Source organism: Tritonibacter mobilis F1926 (genome assembly GCF_000376545.2).
Classification (GTDB): domain Bacteria; phylum Pseudomonadota; class Alphaproteobacteria; order Rhodobacterales; family Rhodobacteraceae; genus Epibacterium; species Epibacterium mobile.
On sequence record NZ_CP015230.1, the window covers coordinates 2,155,454 to 2,172,460 of the forward strand.

At 57.7% G+C, this 17,007-nt stretch carries 18 protein-coding genes and 1 pseudogene; 11 read left to right on the top strand and 8 right to left on the bottom strand.

The window, feature by feature from the left end; genetic code table 11:
• Window positions 1-195: 195 nt before the first annotated feature.
• Window positions 196-1,320 (top strand): beta-ketoacyl-ACP synthase III, encoded by a 1,125-nt coding sequence (locus K529_RS10235; protein WP_005616488.1) that lies wholly within the window; start codon window positions 196-198, stop codon window positions 1,318-1,320.
• A gap of 75 nt (window positions 1,321-1,395) precedes the next feature.
• On the opposite strand, the pseudogene K529_RS23825 reads toward K529_RS10235, so the two are convergent.
• A pseudogene (locus K529_RS23825) lies at window positions 1,396-1,557 on the bottom strand (arsenical resistance protein ArsH); the annotation flags it as partial.
• A gap of 139 nt (window positions 1,558-1,696) precedes the next feature.
• Window positions 1,697-2,158: a hypothetical protein gene (locus K529_RS10245; RefSeq protein ID WP_005616493.1), complete on the bottom strand. Its 462-nt coding sequence runs from the start codon at window positions 2,156-2,158 to the stop codon at window positions 1,697-1,699.
• Between the two features lie 500 nt (window positions 2,159-2,658).
• Between K529_RS10245 and K529_RS10250 the strand changes: the two genes are divergently transcribed.
• The gene (locus K529_RS10250; RefSeq protein ID WP_005616495.1) at window positions 2,659-3,261 is read left to right on the top strand and encodes a thymidine kinase; all 603 of its coding nucleotides are present in this window, start codon (window positions 2,659-2,661) and stop codon (window positions 3,259-3,261) included.
• Between the two features lie 95 nt (window positions 3,262-3,356).
• On the opposite strand, the gene K529_RS10255 is transcribed toward K529_RS10250, so the two are convergent.
• The 5 genes from K529_RS10255 to K529_RS10275 all read right to left on the bottom strand — a co-directional run bounded on the left by K529_RS10255 (window position 3,357) and on the right by K529_RS10275 (window position 6,819).
• Complete coding sequence (locus tag K529_RS10255; protein WP_005616496.1) at window positions 3,357-4,325, bottom strand: 2-hydroxyacid dehydrogenase; 969 nt, start codon at window positions 4,323-4,325, stop codon at window positions 3,357-3,359.
• Window positions 4,325-4,675 (bottom strand): tRNA-binding protein, encoded by a 351-nt coding sequence (locus K529_RS10260; RefSeq protein ID WP_005616497.1) that lies wholly within the window; start codon window positions 4,673-4,675, stop codon window positions 4,325-4,327. Before K529_RS10260 ends, K529_RS10255 begins: the two co-directional genes overlap by 1 nt.
• Window positions 4,668-5,483 carry a pyrroline-5-carboxylate reductase gene (proC, locus tag K529_RS10265; protein ID WP_005616498.1) on the bottom strand — a complete coding sequence of 272 codons (816 nt, stop codon included), beginning with the start codon at window positions 5,481-5,483 and terminating at the stop codon, window positions 4,668-4,670. Before proC ends, K529_RS10260 begins: the two co-directional genes overlap by 8 nt.
• 61 nt (window positions 5,484-5,544) lie before the next feature.
• Entirely contained in the window at window positions 5,545-6,045 is a 501-nt protein-coding gene (locus K529_RS10270; RefSeq protein ID WP_005616499.1) for a type III secretion system chaperone family protein, read from the bottom strand.
• A gap of 528 nt (window positions 6,046-6,573) precedes the next feature.
• Window positions 6,574-6,819, bottom strand: a complete 246-nt coding sequence (locus K529_RS10275; RefSeq protein WP_005616501.1) for an accessory factor UbiK family protein — start codon at window positions 6,817-6,819, stop codon at window positions 6,574-6,576.
• 114 nt (window positions 6,820-6,933) lie between these two features.
• Here K529_RS10275 and lgt point away from each other — a divergent pair, with 114 nt between their 5' ends.
• The 5 genes from lgt to K529_RS10295 all read left to right on the top strand — a co-directional run bounded on the left by lgt (window position 6,934) and on the right by K529_RS10295 (window position 11,123).
• A complete protein-coding gene (lgt, locus tag K529_RS10280) occupies window positions 6,934-7,842 on the top strand; it encodes a prolipoprotein diacylglyceryl transferase (RefSeq protein ID WP_005616503.1) in 909 nt (302 codons plus the stop codon).
• Window positions 7,839-8,912: a class I SAM-dependent methyltransferase gene (locus K529_RS10285; protein WP_005616507.1), complete on the top strand. Its 1,074-nt coding sequence runs from the start codon at window positions 7,839-7,841 to the stop codon at window positions 8,910-8,912. The genes lgt and K529_RS10285 overlap by 4 nt, the downstream gene beginning before the upstream one ends.
• Window positions 8,909-9,676, top strand: coding sequence for a peptidoglycan editing factor PgeF (pgeF, locus tag K529_RS10290; protein ID WP_005616510.1), 768 nt, complete (start codon window positions 8,909-8,911; stop codon window positions 9,674-9,676). The genes K529_RS10285 and pgeF overlap by 4 nt, the downstream gene beginning before the upstream one ends.
• Window positions 9,677-9,954: 278 nt before the next feature.
• Window positions 9,955-10,110, top strand: a complete 156-nt coding sequence (locus K529_RS23675) for a hypothetical protein (protein ID WP_198528117.1) — start codon at window positions 9,955-9,957, stop codon at window positions 10,108-10,110.
• 245 nt (window positions 10,111-10,355) lie between these two features.
• On the top strand, window positions 10,356-11,123 hold the full coding sequence (locus K529_RS10295; RefSeq protein WP_225262726.1) for a Hint domain-containing protein: 768 nt from the start codon (window positions 10,356-10,358) through the stop codon (window positions 11,121-11,123).
• A 31-nt stretch (window positions 11,124-11,154) separates the two neighbouring features.
• Here the strand turns inward: K529_RS10295 and K529_RS10300 are convergent, their stop codons facing one another.
• On the bottom strand, window positions 11,155-11,655 hold the full coding sequence (locus tag K529_RS10300) for an Lrp/AsnC family transcriptional regulator (RefSeq protein WP_005616514.1): 501 nt from the start codon (window positions 11,653-11,655) through the stop codon (window positions 11,155-11,157).
• 245 nt (window positions 11,656-11,900) lie between these two features.
• Here K529_RS10300 and trxB point away from each other — a divergent pair, with 245 nt between their 5' ends.
• The 4 genes from trxB (at window position 11,901) to K529_RS10315 (ending at window position 17,000) form a co-directional block, all read left to right on the top strand.
• Window positions 11,901-12,842: a thioredoxin-disulfide reductase gene (trxB, locus tag K529_RS10305; protein ID WP_005616515.1), complete on the top strand. Its 942-nt coding sequence runs from the start codon at window positions 11,901-11,903 to the stop codon at window positions 12,840-12,842.
• Window positions 12,811-13,314: an RES family NAD+ phosphorylase gene (locus K529_RS23050; RefSeq protein ID WP_080929616.1), complete on the top strand. Its 504-nt coding sequence runs from the start codon at window positions 12,811-12,813 to the stop codon at window positions 13,312-13,314. Before trxB ends, K529_RS23050 begins: the two co-directional genes overlap by 32 nt.
• A gap of 75 nt (window positions 13,315-13,389) precedes the next feature.
• A complete protein-coding gene (locus K529_RS10310) occupies window positions 13,390-15,072 on the top strand; it encodes an adenylate/guanylate cyclase domain-containing protein (RefSeq protein ID WP_005616520.1) in 1,683 nt (560 codons plus the stop codon).
• 209 nt (window positions 15,073-15,281) lie between these two features.
• Window positions 15,282-17,000 (top strand): bifunctional sulfate adenylyltransferase/adenylylsulfate kinase, encoded by a 1,719-nt coding sequence (locus K529_RS10315; RefSeq protein ID WP_005616522.1) that lies wholly within the window; start codon window positions 15,282-15,284, stop codon window positions 16,998-17,000.
• The last annotated feature ends 7 nt before the right edge of the window (window positions 17,001-17,007 follow it).

A 17,007-nucleotide genomic window follows, 5' to 3' on the forward strand; every position in this document is an offset into this window, starting at 1 on the left:
TAGTTCACCGCGTGAAGTATTTAAAGGGACATGTCCGGTTTTTCGCGGAACTTTCCTTAAAAACACATCGAACTGCCCCAAGGGCATGCAGGTCAGATTACGATGCTGCCCTTGACCTTGAGTGTTGAAACGGGCCCTATATGCGCCACCTTGAGACAAGGCCCGAACAGTGGGCCCGCGACCTGGGACGTTAAAATGTACACAGCTGCCATTACCGGCACCGGGGTCTACACCCCATCCGAACGCATCACCAACGCAGAACTGGTCAAGGCCTTCAACGCCTATGTGGACCTGCAGAACGCAAAGCATGCCGAGGCCATCGCCGCCGGTGAGCGCGAGCCCCTCCAGTACTCCTCGGAGGAGTTTATCCTCAAAGCCTCCGGTATCGAGAACCGCTTTGTCATGGATAAAGCCGGTGTGCTTGACCCTGAAATCATGCACCCGCAGCTGCGACAGCGCAGCGATGACGAGCCTGGCATCATGGCGGAAATGGCCGTAGATGCCGCCCAAAAAGCGCTGGCGCAGGCGGGAAAAACTGCCGCAGACATCGATCTGGTGATTTGCGCAGCTTCCAATATGGAGCGCGCCTATCCCGCCGTCGCCATCGAGATCCAACAGTTGTTGGGTATCAACGGCTTTGCATTTGATATGAATGTCGCTTGTTCTTCCGCAACCTTTGGCATTCAGGCTGCCGCAGATATGATCCGCTCCGGCTCCATCCGCGCGGCATTGGTCGTGAACCCTGAGATCTGCTCTGGGCACTTGGAATGGCGCGACCGAGATTGCCACTTTATCTTTGGTGATGTGGCCACCGCGACGCTGATTGAGCGGGGCCAAGACGCCACCGGCGCGCATTTCGAGATCCTCTCAACGCGCTGCGCCACCGAGTTTTCCAACAACATCCGCAACAACAACGGCTATTTGCGCCGCTCCCGCCCGGATGGGGTGGCCGACCGCCGTGATATGCAATTCATGCAAAACGGTCGCAAAGTGTTTAAGGAAGTGCTGCCCATGGTCAGCCAGCACATCGCCGACCATATGGCGGCAGAAGGTGTGGAAGCCGCGGATCTCAAACGCCTTTGGCTGCACCAAGCCAATAAAACCATGAACGATTTCATTGGCAAAAAGGTTTTGGGACGCACGCCTGAACCAGAAGAGCAACCCAACATCCTGCAAGACTATGCGAATACCTCATCTGCTGGATCGATCATCGCTTTCTCGCAATATTCGGACGATTTGATGGATGGTGAGACCGGCCTGATCTGCTCTTTCGGCGCAGGGTATTCTGTCGGCTCTGTCCTTCTGCGCCGCAAATCCTGACGCCACTCCCCAACAAAAAAGCGCGCGCCCGGTCAGGGCGCGCACCGCTTAATCACATCAGGCTCTTAATGTGCCTCAGCTGGTCTTCGACACACGTGCGTGAACGGCCTCAACAGTCTCCACACGCTCGGAATAGCGATCCGTCAGATAAGCGCTGCGTCCACGTGTGAGCCAAGTGAATTTCACCAACTCCTCCATCACATCAACGATCCGGCGGTAATAGGCCCCCTCAGGCAGTGAGCCATAAAGCAGCAGAATGCGCGGCGGATGACGCGGATCATCAGATGCAGCCAACAGTTCTACATCAACTGGATACAACGCACCGTCTACGATTTCTGGTAGATCATCGAGGTCCACAGGCATGAGACCAGGTGTTTCAGCCACTCTCTTCTTCGAGATGCAGCTTCATATCCAAGAGCACCTGCTGCAACAAAACCGTTTCCTTCAACAGGCGCTTGGCCTCGTTCACGGTAATAATGCCGTCCGCGATCGCATCTTGATACTCGCTCATCAGCTGCGCAAAACGTCGGCTCAATGCGATGACATCTGTGTTTACACCGCCGGGGCGTGACACGGCACCCTTCTCACCAGACGCGTATGACAGCGTGATATTTTTCAGATCCGCAAGCGCAGAAGTGACATGCGGAAATGACGCTGCCCCTTCGAGTTTTGCAACTGCATCGACCGGGATGAACCTGTCGGCATGCTCCGAATTCTCAGAATAATAGCGCCCTAATGTGGCTTTTGATTTTCCGGTGATCTGGCAGGCGGCCTCGATCCCCACATCCTTCACAAGTGCTTCGGTATGCTTCTTCAGATACGTCCCGATATCCGCCATAATGCTCTTTTACCCAAGTGGATGTCCCCGCGCATACGCATCGGGGAACCTCGCGATTAATTTCCCATTAAGTTTGCTTACCCGAATTGCCATATCTTTGCCAGACCCGGCGTGATGGCTTGATTTTCAAGAGTGGTGTGAGTGTGTGTATCGGTCACGCTGGATCTAAAGGGCCGGCCCTGTGAGTGAGTGATCGGTCTTTTTAAAGAGGCAATTGGTCTGCCCGATCTGATGTCCCCCAAAGGACAAAAAACAGTTCAGTATTAAGCGCTTGGCGTTCTGGGCTGCACTCTATCCTTTGGGGGCGTCACACCACACGAATATGTGATAATTGCGTGACCACATTAAGGTCACACTCTGCTCCCCAATGCGTTTTTTGACCGAACCGAGCACTGCAACCGGCGCGATGACGTTGCGGCAACGCCCCCTCGCCCATCAACGGCCCAGCACATCAGAGCTTTCATCTTTTCTAAAGCTTGCGATGCGGTTAGACCCTGCCCATGGCCAAGCTCTATTTTAACTACTCCACGATGAATGCGGGCAAATCCACGGTTCTGCTGCAGGCGTCTCACAACTATCGCGAAAACAAGATGCAGACCTACCTGCTCACCGCGCGCGTCGATGACCGCGCGGGCACCGGTCGGATAGCATCTCGTATCGGCATCAGCGCCGAGGCAGACATCTTCGCCGCAGAAGATAACTTGTTTGAGAAAATCGCGAACCGCCTGAAACAGGGATCCGTCGCTGCGATTTTTGTCGATGAAGCCCAGTTCCTGACCCGCGAACAGGTCTGGCAACTGGCCCGTGTGGTAGATGATCTGCGTGTTCCGGTGCTGGCTTTTGGTCTCAGGGTCGATTTTCAAGGCAACCTCTTTCCCGGTTCCGCCACCCTGCTGGCGCTGGCGGACGAAATGCGAGAGGTCCGCACTATTTGCCATTGCGGAAAGAAAGCCACCATGGTGGTCCGCCAAGACGATCAGGGCAATGTGTTGACCGAAGGCGATCAGGTTCAGATCGGCGGCAATGAAACCTATGTCTCACTCTGCCGCCGCCACTGGCGCGCTGCAATGGGCGATCTCCCAGCGCCATCAGACGGCAGCTAGGCCATTCTTCTAACCCAAAATATCCCGGGGTGAATGGGCCCAATAGGGCCCAGAGGGGCAGCGCCCCTCATGTGACAGGCGTCAGGACAATAGGTTCAAACCGGGTTGGGAACAGCCTCTCCCCGCAGGGCGGCTGCGACATTGTCCAGCGCCATATGCCCCATGGCACTGCGCACCTCTTCTGTCGCGGTGCCCAGATGCGGCAGCAAGGTGACATTTTCCAAGGCCCGCAATGCTTGCGGCACGTGGGGCTCAAACTCATAAACATCAAGACCCACCCCAGCGATCTGACCGGTCTGTAGCGCAGCAATCAGTGCCGCTTCATCCACCACTTCCCCGCGGGCAATATTGACCAAATGCGCATGAGAGCGCATCGCACTCAGCACCTCTGCATTGATCAAGTGATGCGTTCCTGCACCACCGGGAACGGCCACCACCAGCATATCGACTGACTTCGCCAAGGCGATCAGGCTTTCCGCACGAGCAGCCGGGTAATCCGTCGTTTTATCGCTGCGTGCCAGATAGGAAATCTCCATCCCAAAGCCGAAATGTGCCCGGCGCGCGATTGCATTACCTATCCGTCCCAATCCAACGACCCCAAGCCGTTTACCGGACAGATGCAGGCCCAACATCTGCGTCGGATGCCAGCCCTGCCAATGACCAGACCGCACCAACCGCTCTCCCTCGGCTGCGCGGCGGGCGGTCATCAGCATCAGCGTCAGGGCAATATCCGCCGTGGCATCCGTAACCGCACCGGGCGTGTTGCTCACTTCGATCCCAGCCGCACGTGCCGCAGCCGCGTCGATGTGATTAAAACCAACACCGAAGTTTGCCAACAACCGGCAACGCGGCTCTGGAACCTCTGCAAATATCTCGGCGCTAAAGGCATCCCCTAATGTCGGCACCACCACGTCGAAATCTCGAAGGCTCGCGATCATCTCTTCACGGCTCATCGGCTGTGTGCTTTGGCGGAACTCCACATCAAATTCTGACCGTGCGCGCGCTTCAACGGCTGAGGTCATCGGCCGCGCGATCAGAACACGTCCATTTGCATGCGCGCCCATCAGTGCATCCGCCCACCGGTTGGCACATCAACCGAAACATCACCATCCGGGCCGATCAATACGATCTCGCCACTCTCATCCGGCAGACCAAGCACAAGAACCTCTGACATGAATTTTCCGATCTGGCGCGGTGGGAAGTTCACCACTGCCATCACCTGTTTGCCAACCAAAGCCTCGGGCGTGTAATGCGCCGTCACTTGTGCCGAGGATTTTCGCTCGCCAATCTCATCGCCAAAATCGATCCACATCTTGATCGCAGGCCTACGGGCCTCCGGATAGGGTTCTGCCCGCACCACCGTGCCCACACGCACATCGACCTTGAGAAAGTCATCAAAAGAAATCTCAGCCACGGGACAATTCCTCCGAACGCTTCGTGGCGGCCTCAACCGCGCGCTTGAGCAGCGGCGGGAAGCCTGCGTTTTCATCCATCAAAACCTCGAGCGCTGCCTGCGTGGTGCCATTCGGGCTGGTCACATTGACCCGCAGCTGGCTTGGGTCCTCATCTGCGGCCTCCGCAAGCGCACCCGCGCCCGCAACCGTCGCTTTTGCCAATTGCATCGCAAGCTCTTCAGAGAGCCCCCGGGCCACACCTGCTGCTGCCAATGTCTCAATCATGTGGAACACGTAGGCGGGCCCAGAGCCACTGACGCCGGTCACTGCATCCATTTGGCCCTCATGCTCAAGACGCACAGTCTGCCCCACAGCTTGCAGCAAAGCCTCGGCCTGAGCCAACTTCGTCTCATCTACATGCGCGTTGCCGATCAAAGCCGTAATCCCGCGACCGACCGCCGCGGGTGTGTTGGGCATGGCACGGACAATCGGCGTCCCCTCCCCGAGCATCGTTTCAAAGGTCGCAATCGACGTGCCTGCCGCCACAGAGATAAACAGCGTCCCGCCGCCACCATAGGATTTCGCAGACGGCAGCGCCGCCCCCATGACCTGCGGTTTCACGGCAACCAGCACGATCGCAGGCTGCTCTGGCACCTCGGCGTTGATGTGAACACCGGTTCCCTTCAACCACTCGGAGGGATTGGGGTCCATTACAAAGACCGCTTCGCGTGGCAGTCCTCGTTCCAGCCAGCCCTTTAGCATGGCCGACCCCATCTTGCCGCAGCCCAAAAGAACCAGCCCTCGCGCTGCGATCTGTTCTATATCCATGATATCCCCCATCTGTCCTATTGGTTGCTGCCAGTCTGCGACCGGTCGATGGGGGTAAGACTTACGCCCGGCCGTAGGCCTCTGCAATGGCGACCTGCATCGCTTCTTTGGCGGGACGCTCGCCCCACACCATCAATTGGATTGCAGGGTAGTAGCGCTCGCAATTGCTGACAGCGGCCTGCACAATGGCATCCACCTGTTCCGGTGTGGCCATTTGCCCGCCCGAAAGCACCAGCCCATAGCGATATAGCATCAGCTTATGTTCCGGCCAGTAGCTGAACGCCCCGGCCCAGCACTGATCATTCATATGATTGATCAGTTCATAAAGCTGCGGCACTTTCGCCTCTGGCGGCTCCATCTCAAAGCTACACACCAAGCGCAGGGTCTCGTCGTAATCAGACCACGCAAGGGTCAACGAGTAAGTGCGCCACTGCCCTTCGACCGCCATCGCGATCTGGTCGTCGGCGATCCGATCGAAATCCCAGTCATGATGGGAGGCGAGGTTCTCAACGATATCGATGGGGTGAAGGTCGTCCTGCAGCTCGTGCTCGGAAAGTGCCATGATGCCACCTCTCTGGTCTCTAGCTTTCGGAGCCCCAATGTGCCCCTAATGCTAGCTGTATGATCTAAGGACGGGGAGAGTTTCCCCACTCCCTACTAAATATGGTGATCCTGCCGTCCGCATCTGGCAACCCTTTATTTGGGGACAACTGCAATAAGTTGTGGATGACTGGAAAAAACGTGCAAAATATCGTTGTTGCGTTAAGCTGACATAAGAGCGTTACCCGAACCGCCTAGACTGGCGGCCCGGGATAGGAGCTGGCGGGCCAGGCCCATCGCCTGTTCTCACGAAATTTCACCCTTCGCGCCGTTAACCATTCGAATCCTGCGGCAGGAGCAGGAGATCTCTCCCGGCTCACTATTGGGTCAGTCCAACGGCCTCGGGCGTCAGCGCCCCTGTCGGAGCGCAGCCTCCGACAGGGGCTCAAACTGAAAAAGGGATGCGTGAACGCATCCCTTTTCCCATAAAGCAGCGCACGCATTCAAAACACTGACACAGCCAGTGCCTGAACGGCGCGCGAAAACAGCCTTAGTTCGACTTGGCTTCCAGCGCGTCCAGACGGGCCTTCAGCGTCTCGTTTTCTTCGCGGGCCTTTTGTGCCATGGCACGCACCGCATCGAACTCCTCACGGGTCACAAAATCGCGATCCGCGAGCCAGCGATCAATCATGCTTTTCATCGCTGTTTCGGCTTCATCCTTCGCGCCTTGCGCCACGCCCATGGCGTTGGTCATCAATTGCGAAATATCATCCATAATCTTGTTGCGGGTCTGCATGGCCATCTCCCGGTTCATGTCTTACCTACGTGAGGCTTACCCCCTATATGGGCACTTGAGGCGCAAACGGCAAGCCGTTGACAGGACTTGCCCCAAAGAGGCACAGAGGACCCCATGCTGGCAGAAATGATCCAATTCCCAAACCTGTCGCCGGAGATATTTTCCATCTCCCTATTCGGGACGGAATTTGCGCTGCGCTGGTATGCGCTGGCCTATATCGCAGGTATCCTGATCGCGTGGCATCTGGCTGCACGCGCCGTCAAACGCCCTGCACTTTGGCCCAATGAAACGGCGCCAATGACGCCCCGTCAGGTCGAGGATCTGATGACCTGGATCATCCTCGGTGTGATCCTTGGTGGCCGCCTCGGGTATGTCCTGTTCTATCAACCCTCTGTCTATCTAGAAAATCCCGCACAGATTCTGCGCATCTGGGAAGGGGGCATGGCCTTTCATGGCGGTCTTCTGGGTGTTGTGGTGGCCACATGGCTCTATGCCCGCGCGCAGAATATCGACAAACTGCAAATTGCCGATCTGGTCGCCCACACTGTTGCGCCGGGCTTGCTACTTGGGCGGCTTGCAAACTTCGTCAATGCCGAACTCTGGGGGCGCGCCACTGATTTGCCATGGGGTGTGGCCTTCCCGGGGCGCGCTGCACAGGACTGCGGCCAAGCCTTGGGCGAAATCTGCGCACGCCACCCCAGCCAACTCTATGAAGCCGCGATGGAAGGGCTGGTCCTCGGCGCCCTCATCCTTTGGATGGTTTATCGCCGCAACGCCTTTCATGCGCCGGGCCGCATTCTTGGCACCTTCCTTGCAGGGTATGGTATCGCACGGTTCATTGTTGAGTTTTTTCGCCAACCCGACGCGCAGTTCATCTCTGACGGTAACCCTCTGGGTCTGGCATGGCAGATCGGCGGCTACGGGCTCACACAGGGTCAGGCTCTCTCCGTGCCGATGATTGCTCTGGGGCTTTGGTTCATCCTACGTGCACGCCACGCGGCCACGGCAGAGGCCCGCGCATGAGCCTCATGGACACACTGCGCCGCCGCATTCATCTCGACGGCCCGATGAGCGTGGCTGAGTATATGTCTGAATGCCTGCTCCATCCCGAGCACGGGTATTACACGACGGCCACCGCAATCGGTGCGGAAGGTGACTTCATCACTGCGCCGGAAATCAGTCAGATGTTTGGCGAACTCTTAGGTCTCGCGCTGGTTCAGGCGTGGCTTGATCAAGGCGGCCCTGCCCCGTTTACACTGGCGGAGCTTGGTCCCGGTCGCGGAACACTGATGGCAGACATGCTGCGTGCAACACGCGCGGTGCCGGGTTTTCACGACGCCATGGATCTGACGCTCATTGAGGCCTCTCCGCGTCTGCGCAACCTCCAAGAGGTCGCGCTCGCGCCCTACGCGCCGCGCTGGCTGCCGTCTGTTGAGGATCTGCCACAACAGCCACTTTTACTGGTGGCCAATGAGTTCTTCGACGCATTGCCAATCCGACAGTTTCAGCGCGACGAGACCCAATGGCGCGAACGGCGCGTGGGGCTGACTGATGATGCCAGCGCCTTGGCCCTTGGGCTTGGAGCAGCCGCGCCGCAGCCTGCACTTGCCCATCGGATCGAGGACACCAAACACGGTGATCTGGTTGAACATTGCGAAATTGCCGCCGTCGTGACCGAAGCCATCGCCCAGCGCATAGCCGACCATGGTGGCGCAGCCTTAGTGGTCGATTACGGTGACTGGCGCTCACTCGGTGACACATTACAGGCGTTGCGCGCCCACGCGCCCACCGATCCGCTGCAAAACCCCGGTCGTGCCGATCTGACAGCACATGTGGATTTCGAAGCGATATGCAATGCCGCACGGATCTCGGGATGTGCCCACACGCGCCTGACACCACAGGGGGTGTTTCTGGAGCGGCTCGGCATCACCGAGCGCGCGCGCGCGCTCGCGAGCGGGCTGGAAGGCGCGCCGCTCGACCAGATTGTTTCTGCACATCGACGGTTGACGCACCCGCAGGAAATGGGAAACCTGTTCAAAGTGCTCGGCCTCTATCCCACTCAATCCCCTCCCCCCGCAGGACTGGAAAAATGACACTCGAATCCGTCAAATCCGCTCTATTGTCTCCCGTCGCGCACGGCTTTTTTACCCGTAAAGGGGGGGCGTCTTCGGGGGTGTTTGAGGGGCTCAACTGCGGGATTGGGTCATCTGACCAGCGCGAGGCCGTCATGCTAAACCGGGCACGTGTTGCGGATGCGATGGGGGCGCCAACTGGGGCGCTCTTGGGTATGCATCAGGTTCATTCGGCGGATGTGGCTGTGATTGATGCCCTGCCCACAGATCCTGACGCGCCAAGACCCAAAGTCGATGCAATGGTGACCACAAACCCGGATGTGGTGCTTTCTGTATTAACGGCAGACTGTCAGCCTGTACTTTTTGCCGACGCTTCAGCTGGCGTGATTGGCGCTGCACATGCAGGCTGGCGTGGCACTCTCGACGGCGTGCTGGAGGCCACGGTCGACGCAATGCTCACATTGGGCGCGACACGAGACGGCATTCGCGCCGTGATCGGTCCGACCATTTCTCAGCGTGCGTATGAAGTCGGACCAGAGTTTTTTGAGGACTTCCTATCGCAGGATCAGGCAAACGCCCGCTTCTTTGCCCAAGGCGAGGGTGATCGGATGCTCTTTGACCTGCCGGGCCTTGGGCTCGCCAAGCTGCGCGGTGCCGGGATCGACGCCTGTGAGTGGACACGACACTGCACCTATTCAGACCCGGAGCGCTTTTATTCATACCGTCGCGCAACGCACGCAAAAGATGCGGACTACGGACGGTTGATTTCCTGTATTCGCCTGTAGGTCTGAAACGCGCGCAAACTCCATTCAATTTGTGGCAAATCACGCCTGACTGCGCCACAATCCACGTGTGTTTGCACGCCAGCGCCCCTTCCCCGGCGTCATCCAGTGCCTTTTACGCATGAAAATCAAACCCGTAGATTCTCTTGCCGCTCCTATACTTTTGATACCGACCGCTCCGCGTCTTTCCATGTATCGGTCATATTCAGACCTCAATGTTCGTCGAAAACAGTCTCCATGAAAGAATTCAACCACCGGCTCAGGTGGACAGGAGACAAAGAATGCCCGCGCAATCACGCTTCGTGAAATCCATCGTTTCGACTTCCAAATCTCAGGATGTGAAAATGCCATGGACACGCGGCGCAACGCGCAAGGCGATGATTGCCCGGCGCCAGAAGGCAACGATTAAGACTGTTTCTGTCGCCAAATCCGCCTGACCGGTCTGAGACCGTGTCTTGAGCGGCCGCCGGAGAATCCGGCATCCCTGTGGGATTCCCCTGCAGGATTCATAACCCAGTCCAGCCAACCTCTGGCTAAGGCATCTGAAATGCGCGTGTCCAACTTTCTGCGGGTTGCACGTATCGGAATAGATCCTGATAGGGCGCGAGATTGGGCATAAAGTCACGCGTATGTGCATCGGTGGGGGCCGAAGCGCATGCCAAAAGTAAAGAGGACCGGTAATTTGACCTTACCTCAGTCATTAGAGCGCGCTGCCGCCAACATAGCCAAAGTCAAGCCACTGATGCCGCAGGCTCAGGCGTTGCCCGGTGGGTCCAAGCCACAGCTACGCCGCTATGAGGTTGCAAGCCTTTTGCCAAACGGCAACCCGGCCGAGACCCGACACATTGCTCCGGCCCTGCCCCTGTTTGAGCAAGCCTTTACAGCTTTCACGCGTGGCTCACTGATTGAAACTGACTTTGGCCCGGTCGCAATCGAGGACCTTTATCCCGGTGACCGCGTGCTGACGCGGGATGGCAGCTACCAGCCGTTGATCTGGAAGGGCATGACCACAATGGTGCCCGGCCATAAGGCTGCCACCGGGGCGCAGCTTTCGCTAACCAGCTTCATGGCCGACAGTCTTGGCATGGAAAAGCCAATGTCATGTGTGGTGACAGGGCCTTCGGCACGGCTCTTGCGCACGCCGATTCACCTGCGGCACGCCGAAGGCGATAGCCCCCTGCTGACGCCGGTGGTGGAATTCATTGATGGCATGAACATCGTCGAGACCACGCCGCCCGCGCCGGTGGACATGTACCATCTCTGCCTTGCGCAACATGCGGTCATCAAGGTTGGCGGGCTTGAGTTTGAAACCTACCATCCCGGCCCAGATGCGCTAAAGCTGGTGAGTTACCCGATCAAGACGTTGTTCTTGAACATGTTCCCTCACGCGGACAAGATCTCCGATTTCGGCGCACTTGCCTTTGATCGGGCCCGCACGACGCAGGCCTGATCACGGGTTCTAATGTTACGGCGATGCTTGTTCAGGCTTCGCGCGACAAGCGCTCTTCGAGCACATCAAATGGCACACCCGGTTCATCCTTGGCGCCCCGGATGACAAGCGATGTTTTGACACTGGCCACATTTGGCGTGGTCAGCAAATCGCTGGTGAGAAAGCTTTGGAACGTCGACAGGTCTGGTGCCACGCATTTCAGGATGAAATCGACTTCGCCATTCAGCATGTGACACTCGCGCACCAAGGGCCAGCTGCGGCACTTTTCCTCAAACGCGCTCAATTCGGCTTCGGCCTGGCTTTCCAGCCCGACCATCGCAAAGACCTGCACCTCAAAGCCCAGTTCACGGTCATTCACTTCCGCATGATAGCCACGGATCAATCCCGCTTCTTCAAGCGCGCGTACGCGGCGCAAACAGGGCGGCGCAGAAATCCCGACGCGCTTGGCCAGTTCGACATTCGTCATCCGGCCATCGGCCTGCAGCTCCGACAGAATCTTCCGGTCAATCGGGTCCAGACGTGTGGTGACCATTGGGTGGCTTTCTCCTGAAAATTGCGTTTCTTATAGCAGAGACGGGCTGTCACGCAACATTATTTCACAAACTGGCAACATTCTTGTAGCGCGCTTCGCTCTGCTTGGGCGTGTCCATTCACACCCCAGCGCTCTCGCTACCTGTGGCAAGAACGAACGAAGGTCTTTAAGCATGCGCGCGTCGCAGTTATATGCAGTCTCCGACGGCGGCAAGACCGCAAGCACAAATCATCTGGGGAAAAACCATGAGCGAAACGCGCCACACAAAGGTTCTTATCGTCGGCTCCGGCCCAGCAGGCTACACGGCCGCCGTATATGCCAGCCGCGCGATGCTGGAACCGATCCTTGTGCAGGGCATCGAGCCGGGCGGCCAGCTGACCACCACCACAGAGGTGGAGAACTGGCCCGGTCACACCGAGATCCAGGGTCCTGATCTCATGGTCAACATGGAATCCCACGCCCGCGCCATGGGCACCGAGATCATCGGTGACATCATCACCTCACTCGACACGTCCAGCCGCCCGTTTGTGGCCAAGGGTGACAGCGGCACCACTTATACGGCGGATGCAGTGATCCTCGCCACCGGCGCGCGCGCCAAATGGTTGGGTCTGCCCTCGGAAGAAAAGTTCAAGGGCTTTGGCGTTTCCGCCTGCGCCACCTGCGACGGGTTTTTCTATCGCGGTCAGGAGATCGTGGTGATCGGCGGCGGCAACACCGCCGTCGAGGAAGCGCTGTTCCTCACCAACTTTGCCTCCAAGGTCACCCTGATCCACCGCCGCGACGAGTTGCGCGCCGAAAAGATCCTGATCGACCGGCTGATGAAAAACGAAAAGATCGAGCCACTGTGGTTCCACGAACTCGATGAAGTTGTCGGCACCGATGCGCCCTTGGGCGTTGAGGCTGTGCGGGTGAAACACACCAAGACCGGCGAGATCACCGAGATCCCGGCCAAGGGTGTGTTCGTCGCCATCGGCCACGCCCCTGCGACCGAGTTGGTCAAAGATGTGCTTGAGACCCATAACGGCGGCTATGTGAAGGTAAAACCCGGCACGACTGAGACCTCAATCCCCGGTATCTTTGCAGCAGGCGATCTGACTGACCACAAATACCGTCAGGCTGTCACCTCTGCCGGTATGGGCTGCATGGCCGCGCTTGATGCAGAACGCTTCCTTGCCGAGCAGGAGTGAACTGGTAAGATTCTCCGGCACCGTCTGGAGGATCTTGTTCGCGGACCAGTCTAACGCTCCATTTGAAGCCGCCCGCGCGCCTGCCGGGCGGTTCCACCACTCTGGTCAGTTTGCGATATACACGTCCCTCACCGCAGAAGGCTGTGGCGTCGCGATCAAACGATATGTCACCGCTCGTGATCCCGCTCGGGTGATCCTCGCGCTAGATGTGCGCAATGCCAGCTTACTGGATGTCACGCACAACAATGACGCCTCGATGGTGTGGCAAGATGTTCACGAGAGCGGGCAGCCATCGCCAACTTGGGCTATTAGCGATCAAGCCCGCGCACATAATGCAGATGGAATTCTATATTCCTCTCGCTCCCGTCCCGATTTGACACATGCGGTATTTTTTAGCGCGGACATCTTTTCTGGTCGCATTAACACCTTCCAACCTTGGCCAAGAGCCACCGAACCTCGTCTAGAAGAATAGCAAGGGCCACATGGAGGGTTTTGCCTTTAGATGGCAGATAACGGCACTGAACCGCGGACGTGAGGCATATCAAGCGTGACACAAGCACTTTGGCAGGGAAACTGGATTCACCGCAGTCGGCTTATCTCCGGCCTTGTGCTGTTCACCTTTGCGTTCTTTCACTTCTTGAATGTCGCGGCGGGCCTCGTTTCGCCCGATTTGATGGAAGCAGTGCAAGAGATTCGCGAACCCATTAGCAAAAGCCCCCCCGGTCAAGTGCTCCTTTACGGGTCTCTCTTAGTCCATGCGGGTCTAGCGCTTTGGCAGGTTGCGATGCGGCGCACCTTGCGAATGACCTTCACACAGTGGCTGCAATTGCTCCTCGGCGTGCTGATCCCACTGCAACTGATCCAGCATATCGTACACACCAATTACGCGGCGCGCGTTCAGGGGTATGAGGACGAAATGTCCTCTGTTGTGTTGATGCTGTGGTCCGGCCCCGAAGCCTTACATCAGTATCTGCTGCTGCTGGCGGTATGGATACATGGATGCATTGGTATCCATATGTGGCTGCGCCTGACCCGTTGGTGGGGGGCGCTGGTTCCCTACATGATCGGTATTGCGGTTGTTATGCCCACCCTTGCGCTTGCCGGACTGGTGACCGAAGGGCGGCGAATGTGGGGATTTTTTGCAGAACAGGGCTTCGCCCAACAGATCATGGAAGATTACAACTGGCCTGATACGGCTGGATTTGCACATCTGGCAACGGTCACCAATATCGGCGTTTGCATCTTTTTCTCCCTGCTGTTTGTGGCATTGGCAGCCTTTGGCCTGAGACGCCTCATCCGCCGCACGCGTTCCGTGCGTATCACCTATGAGAACGGTCCAGAAATTGTCGCGGACAGAGGGCTGACGCTCTTGGAAATGTCCCAAATGAAGGGCATCCCCCACCCTTCCCTTTGCGGCGGCAAGGGGCGTTGCACGACATGTCGGGTGATGGTGCTGGCAGGCGGCGATGAGCTTCCGCCTCCGAATGCGGCAGAGGCGCGCAGCCTGGCTGCGATCAAAGCGCCCGACAATATGCGCCTTGCCTGCCAGATCAAACCGAACGCGGCGATGTCGGTAAAGCGTCTCTACACCCCCAAGGGGCGCCGCCAGATACATGCCACACAGGGCGAGGAGAAAACCATCGCGGTCTTGTTCCTCGACATTCGCGGCTTTACCGCGCGATCTGCGGATTTGTTGCCGTATGATGTTGTTTTCCTTTTGAACCGGTTCTTTGACGCAATCGTCCCAGAGGTCACCAAAGCCGGGGGGGCGGTCGATAAATATATGGGCGATGGGTTATTGGCCTTGTTCGAAACAGATGACACCGCGAGTTCGGCACAGGCCGCTTTGACCGCCACCGCAAATATCGGCGCGTCCTTGGCTCGGTTTAACCGGTTGTTGGCCTCTGAGGGCGAAGCCCCCATTCGCATCGGTATGGGGTTGCACACGGGAACCGTTGTTTTGGGGGAGATCGGCGCAGCAGGGCATGCCCCCCGCACATTGATCGGTGCAACAGTAAATGCCGCCAGCCGTCTTGAGGCAAAAACCAAGGAGCTTGGGGTCGAACTTCTGGTCTCGCGGGATGTGTTTGAGGCCGCCAGTTTGTCGCAATCAGAAGCAGAGTATCAGCAGTTTCAACTGAGAGGGGTTGAGAAAGCCGTAAAAGCACTGCCGCTCGAACGCGCATCTCACCTTCAGAAAATCATTCTAGGTTCAAATTCACACAGTTGAATGAGTAGCTTTGATCGGCGTATTGCAGTGCCCCGCGAATGCTGTTCTAAATCCCGAACCATTTCCATAACCACTGGCCCAAACACGACAGAATAGGCCCATATTTTCCTTTTTTCCCCCGCACCGCTAGACATTCGTCACGCTCAACGAGTATTGCCCAAACCCAGCGCTGCCATTGCGAGAGCGACGCAAGACGAGAGAGATTTCTTATGCCCATGTCGAGTAATCTGGCTCCAATCCCGGAGCTTTATGTATCTTATGATTCCGCACAAAAGCTAAAAGTCGAAGCGGCGGAACTGACCAGCCACGACCTCACCCCGCGCCAGATTTGCGACCTAGAACTTTTGATGAATGGCGGCTTCAACCCGCTCAAGGGTTTCCTCTCCGAAGAGGATTACAATGGTGTTGTAGAAAACATGCGCCTTGCGGATGGCCAATTGTGGCCCATGCCAATCACCTTGGACGTATCCGAAGATTTTGCAGCCTCCATCGAGATCGGTCAGGATATCGCCCTTCGTGATCAGGAAGGCGTAATCCTCGGCACCATGACCGTTACCGACCGTTGGGAGCCTAACAAATCCCGCGAGGCCGAGATGGTTTTTGGCGCGGATGATGACGCGCACCCGGCAGTGAATTACCTGCACAACACCGCAGGTAAAATTTACCTCGGTGGCCCAGTCACTGGCATCCAGCAGCCGGTGCATTATGATTTCCGCGCCCGCCGCGACACGCCGAACGAGCTGCGCGCCTATTTCCGCAAGCTGGGCTGGCGCAAGGTCGTGGCCTTCCAGACCCGCAACCCGCTGCACCGCGCCCACCAAGAGCTGACCTTCCGCGCCGCACGTGAAGCGCAGGCCAACCTGCTCATTCACCCGGTGGTCGGCATGACCAAACCGGGCGATGTGGATCACTTCACCCGCGTGCGCTGCTATGAGGCCGTGCTGGACAAATATCCGGCGGCCACCACTTCGATGAGCCTGCTGAACCTGGCAATGCGTATGGCGGGCCCGCGCGAGGCCGTGTGGCATGGAATCATCCGCAAAAACCACGGCTGCACCCATTTCATCGTGGGTCGCGACCACGCCGGCCCCGGCAAAAACTCCGCCGGTGAAGATTTCTATGGCCCTTATGACGCACAGGATCTGTTCCGTGCCCATCAGGAAGAAATCGGCATCGAAATGGTCGACTTCAAGCACATGGTCTATGTGCAGGAACGCGCCCAGTACGAGCCCAACGACGAGATCGAGGACAAGGACAACGTCACGATCCTCAACATCTCCGGCACCGAGCTGCGTCGCCGCCTGGCCGAAGGTCTGGAAATCCCTGAGTGGTTCTCCTTCCCCGAGGTTGTGGCAGAGCTGCGCAAGACCAAGCCACCACGCGCGCAGCAAGGTTTCACCGTTTTCTTCACCGGCTTCTCAGGGTCCGGCAAGTCCACCATCGCAAACGCTTTGATGGTCAAGCTGATGGAGATGGGTGGCCGCCCAGTGACGCTTCTGGATGGTGATATCGTGCGGAAAAACCTCAGCTCCGAGCTGGGCTTCTCCAAAGAGCACCGCGATCTCAACATCAAGCGTATCGGCTATGTGGCGTCTGAGATCACCAAAAACGGCGGTATCGCCATCTGTGCGCCGATCGCCCCCTATGCGGCCACCCGTCGCCATGTGCGGGAAGAAATCGAGCAATTCGGTGCCTTCGTCGAGGTCCATGTCGCCACCTCGATCGAGGAATGTGAGCGCCGCGACCGCAAGGGTCTGTATAAGCTCGCGCGCGAAGGCAAGATCAAGGAATTCACCGGGATCTCCGACCCCTATGACGTGCCGCAGAACCCCGAGTTGAGCGTCGAGACCGAGAATGTCGAGGTCGACAACTGCGCCCATCAGGTACTTTTGAAGCTCGAAAGCATGGGGTTGATCAACGGAAACTGATCACTCC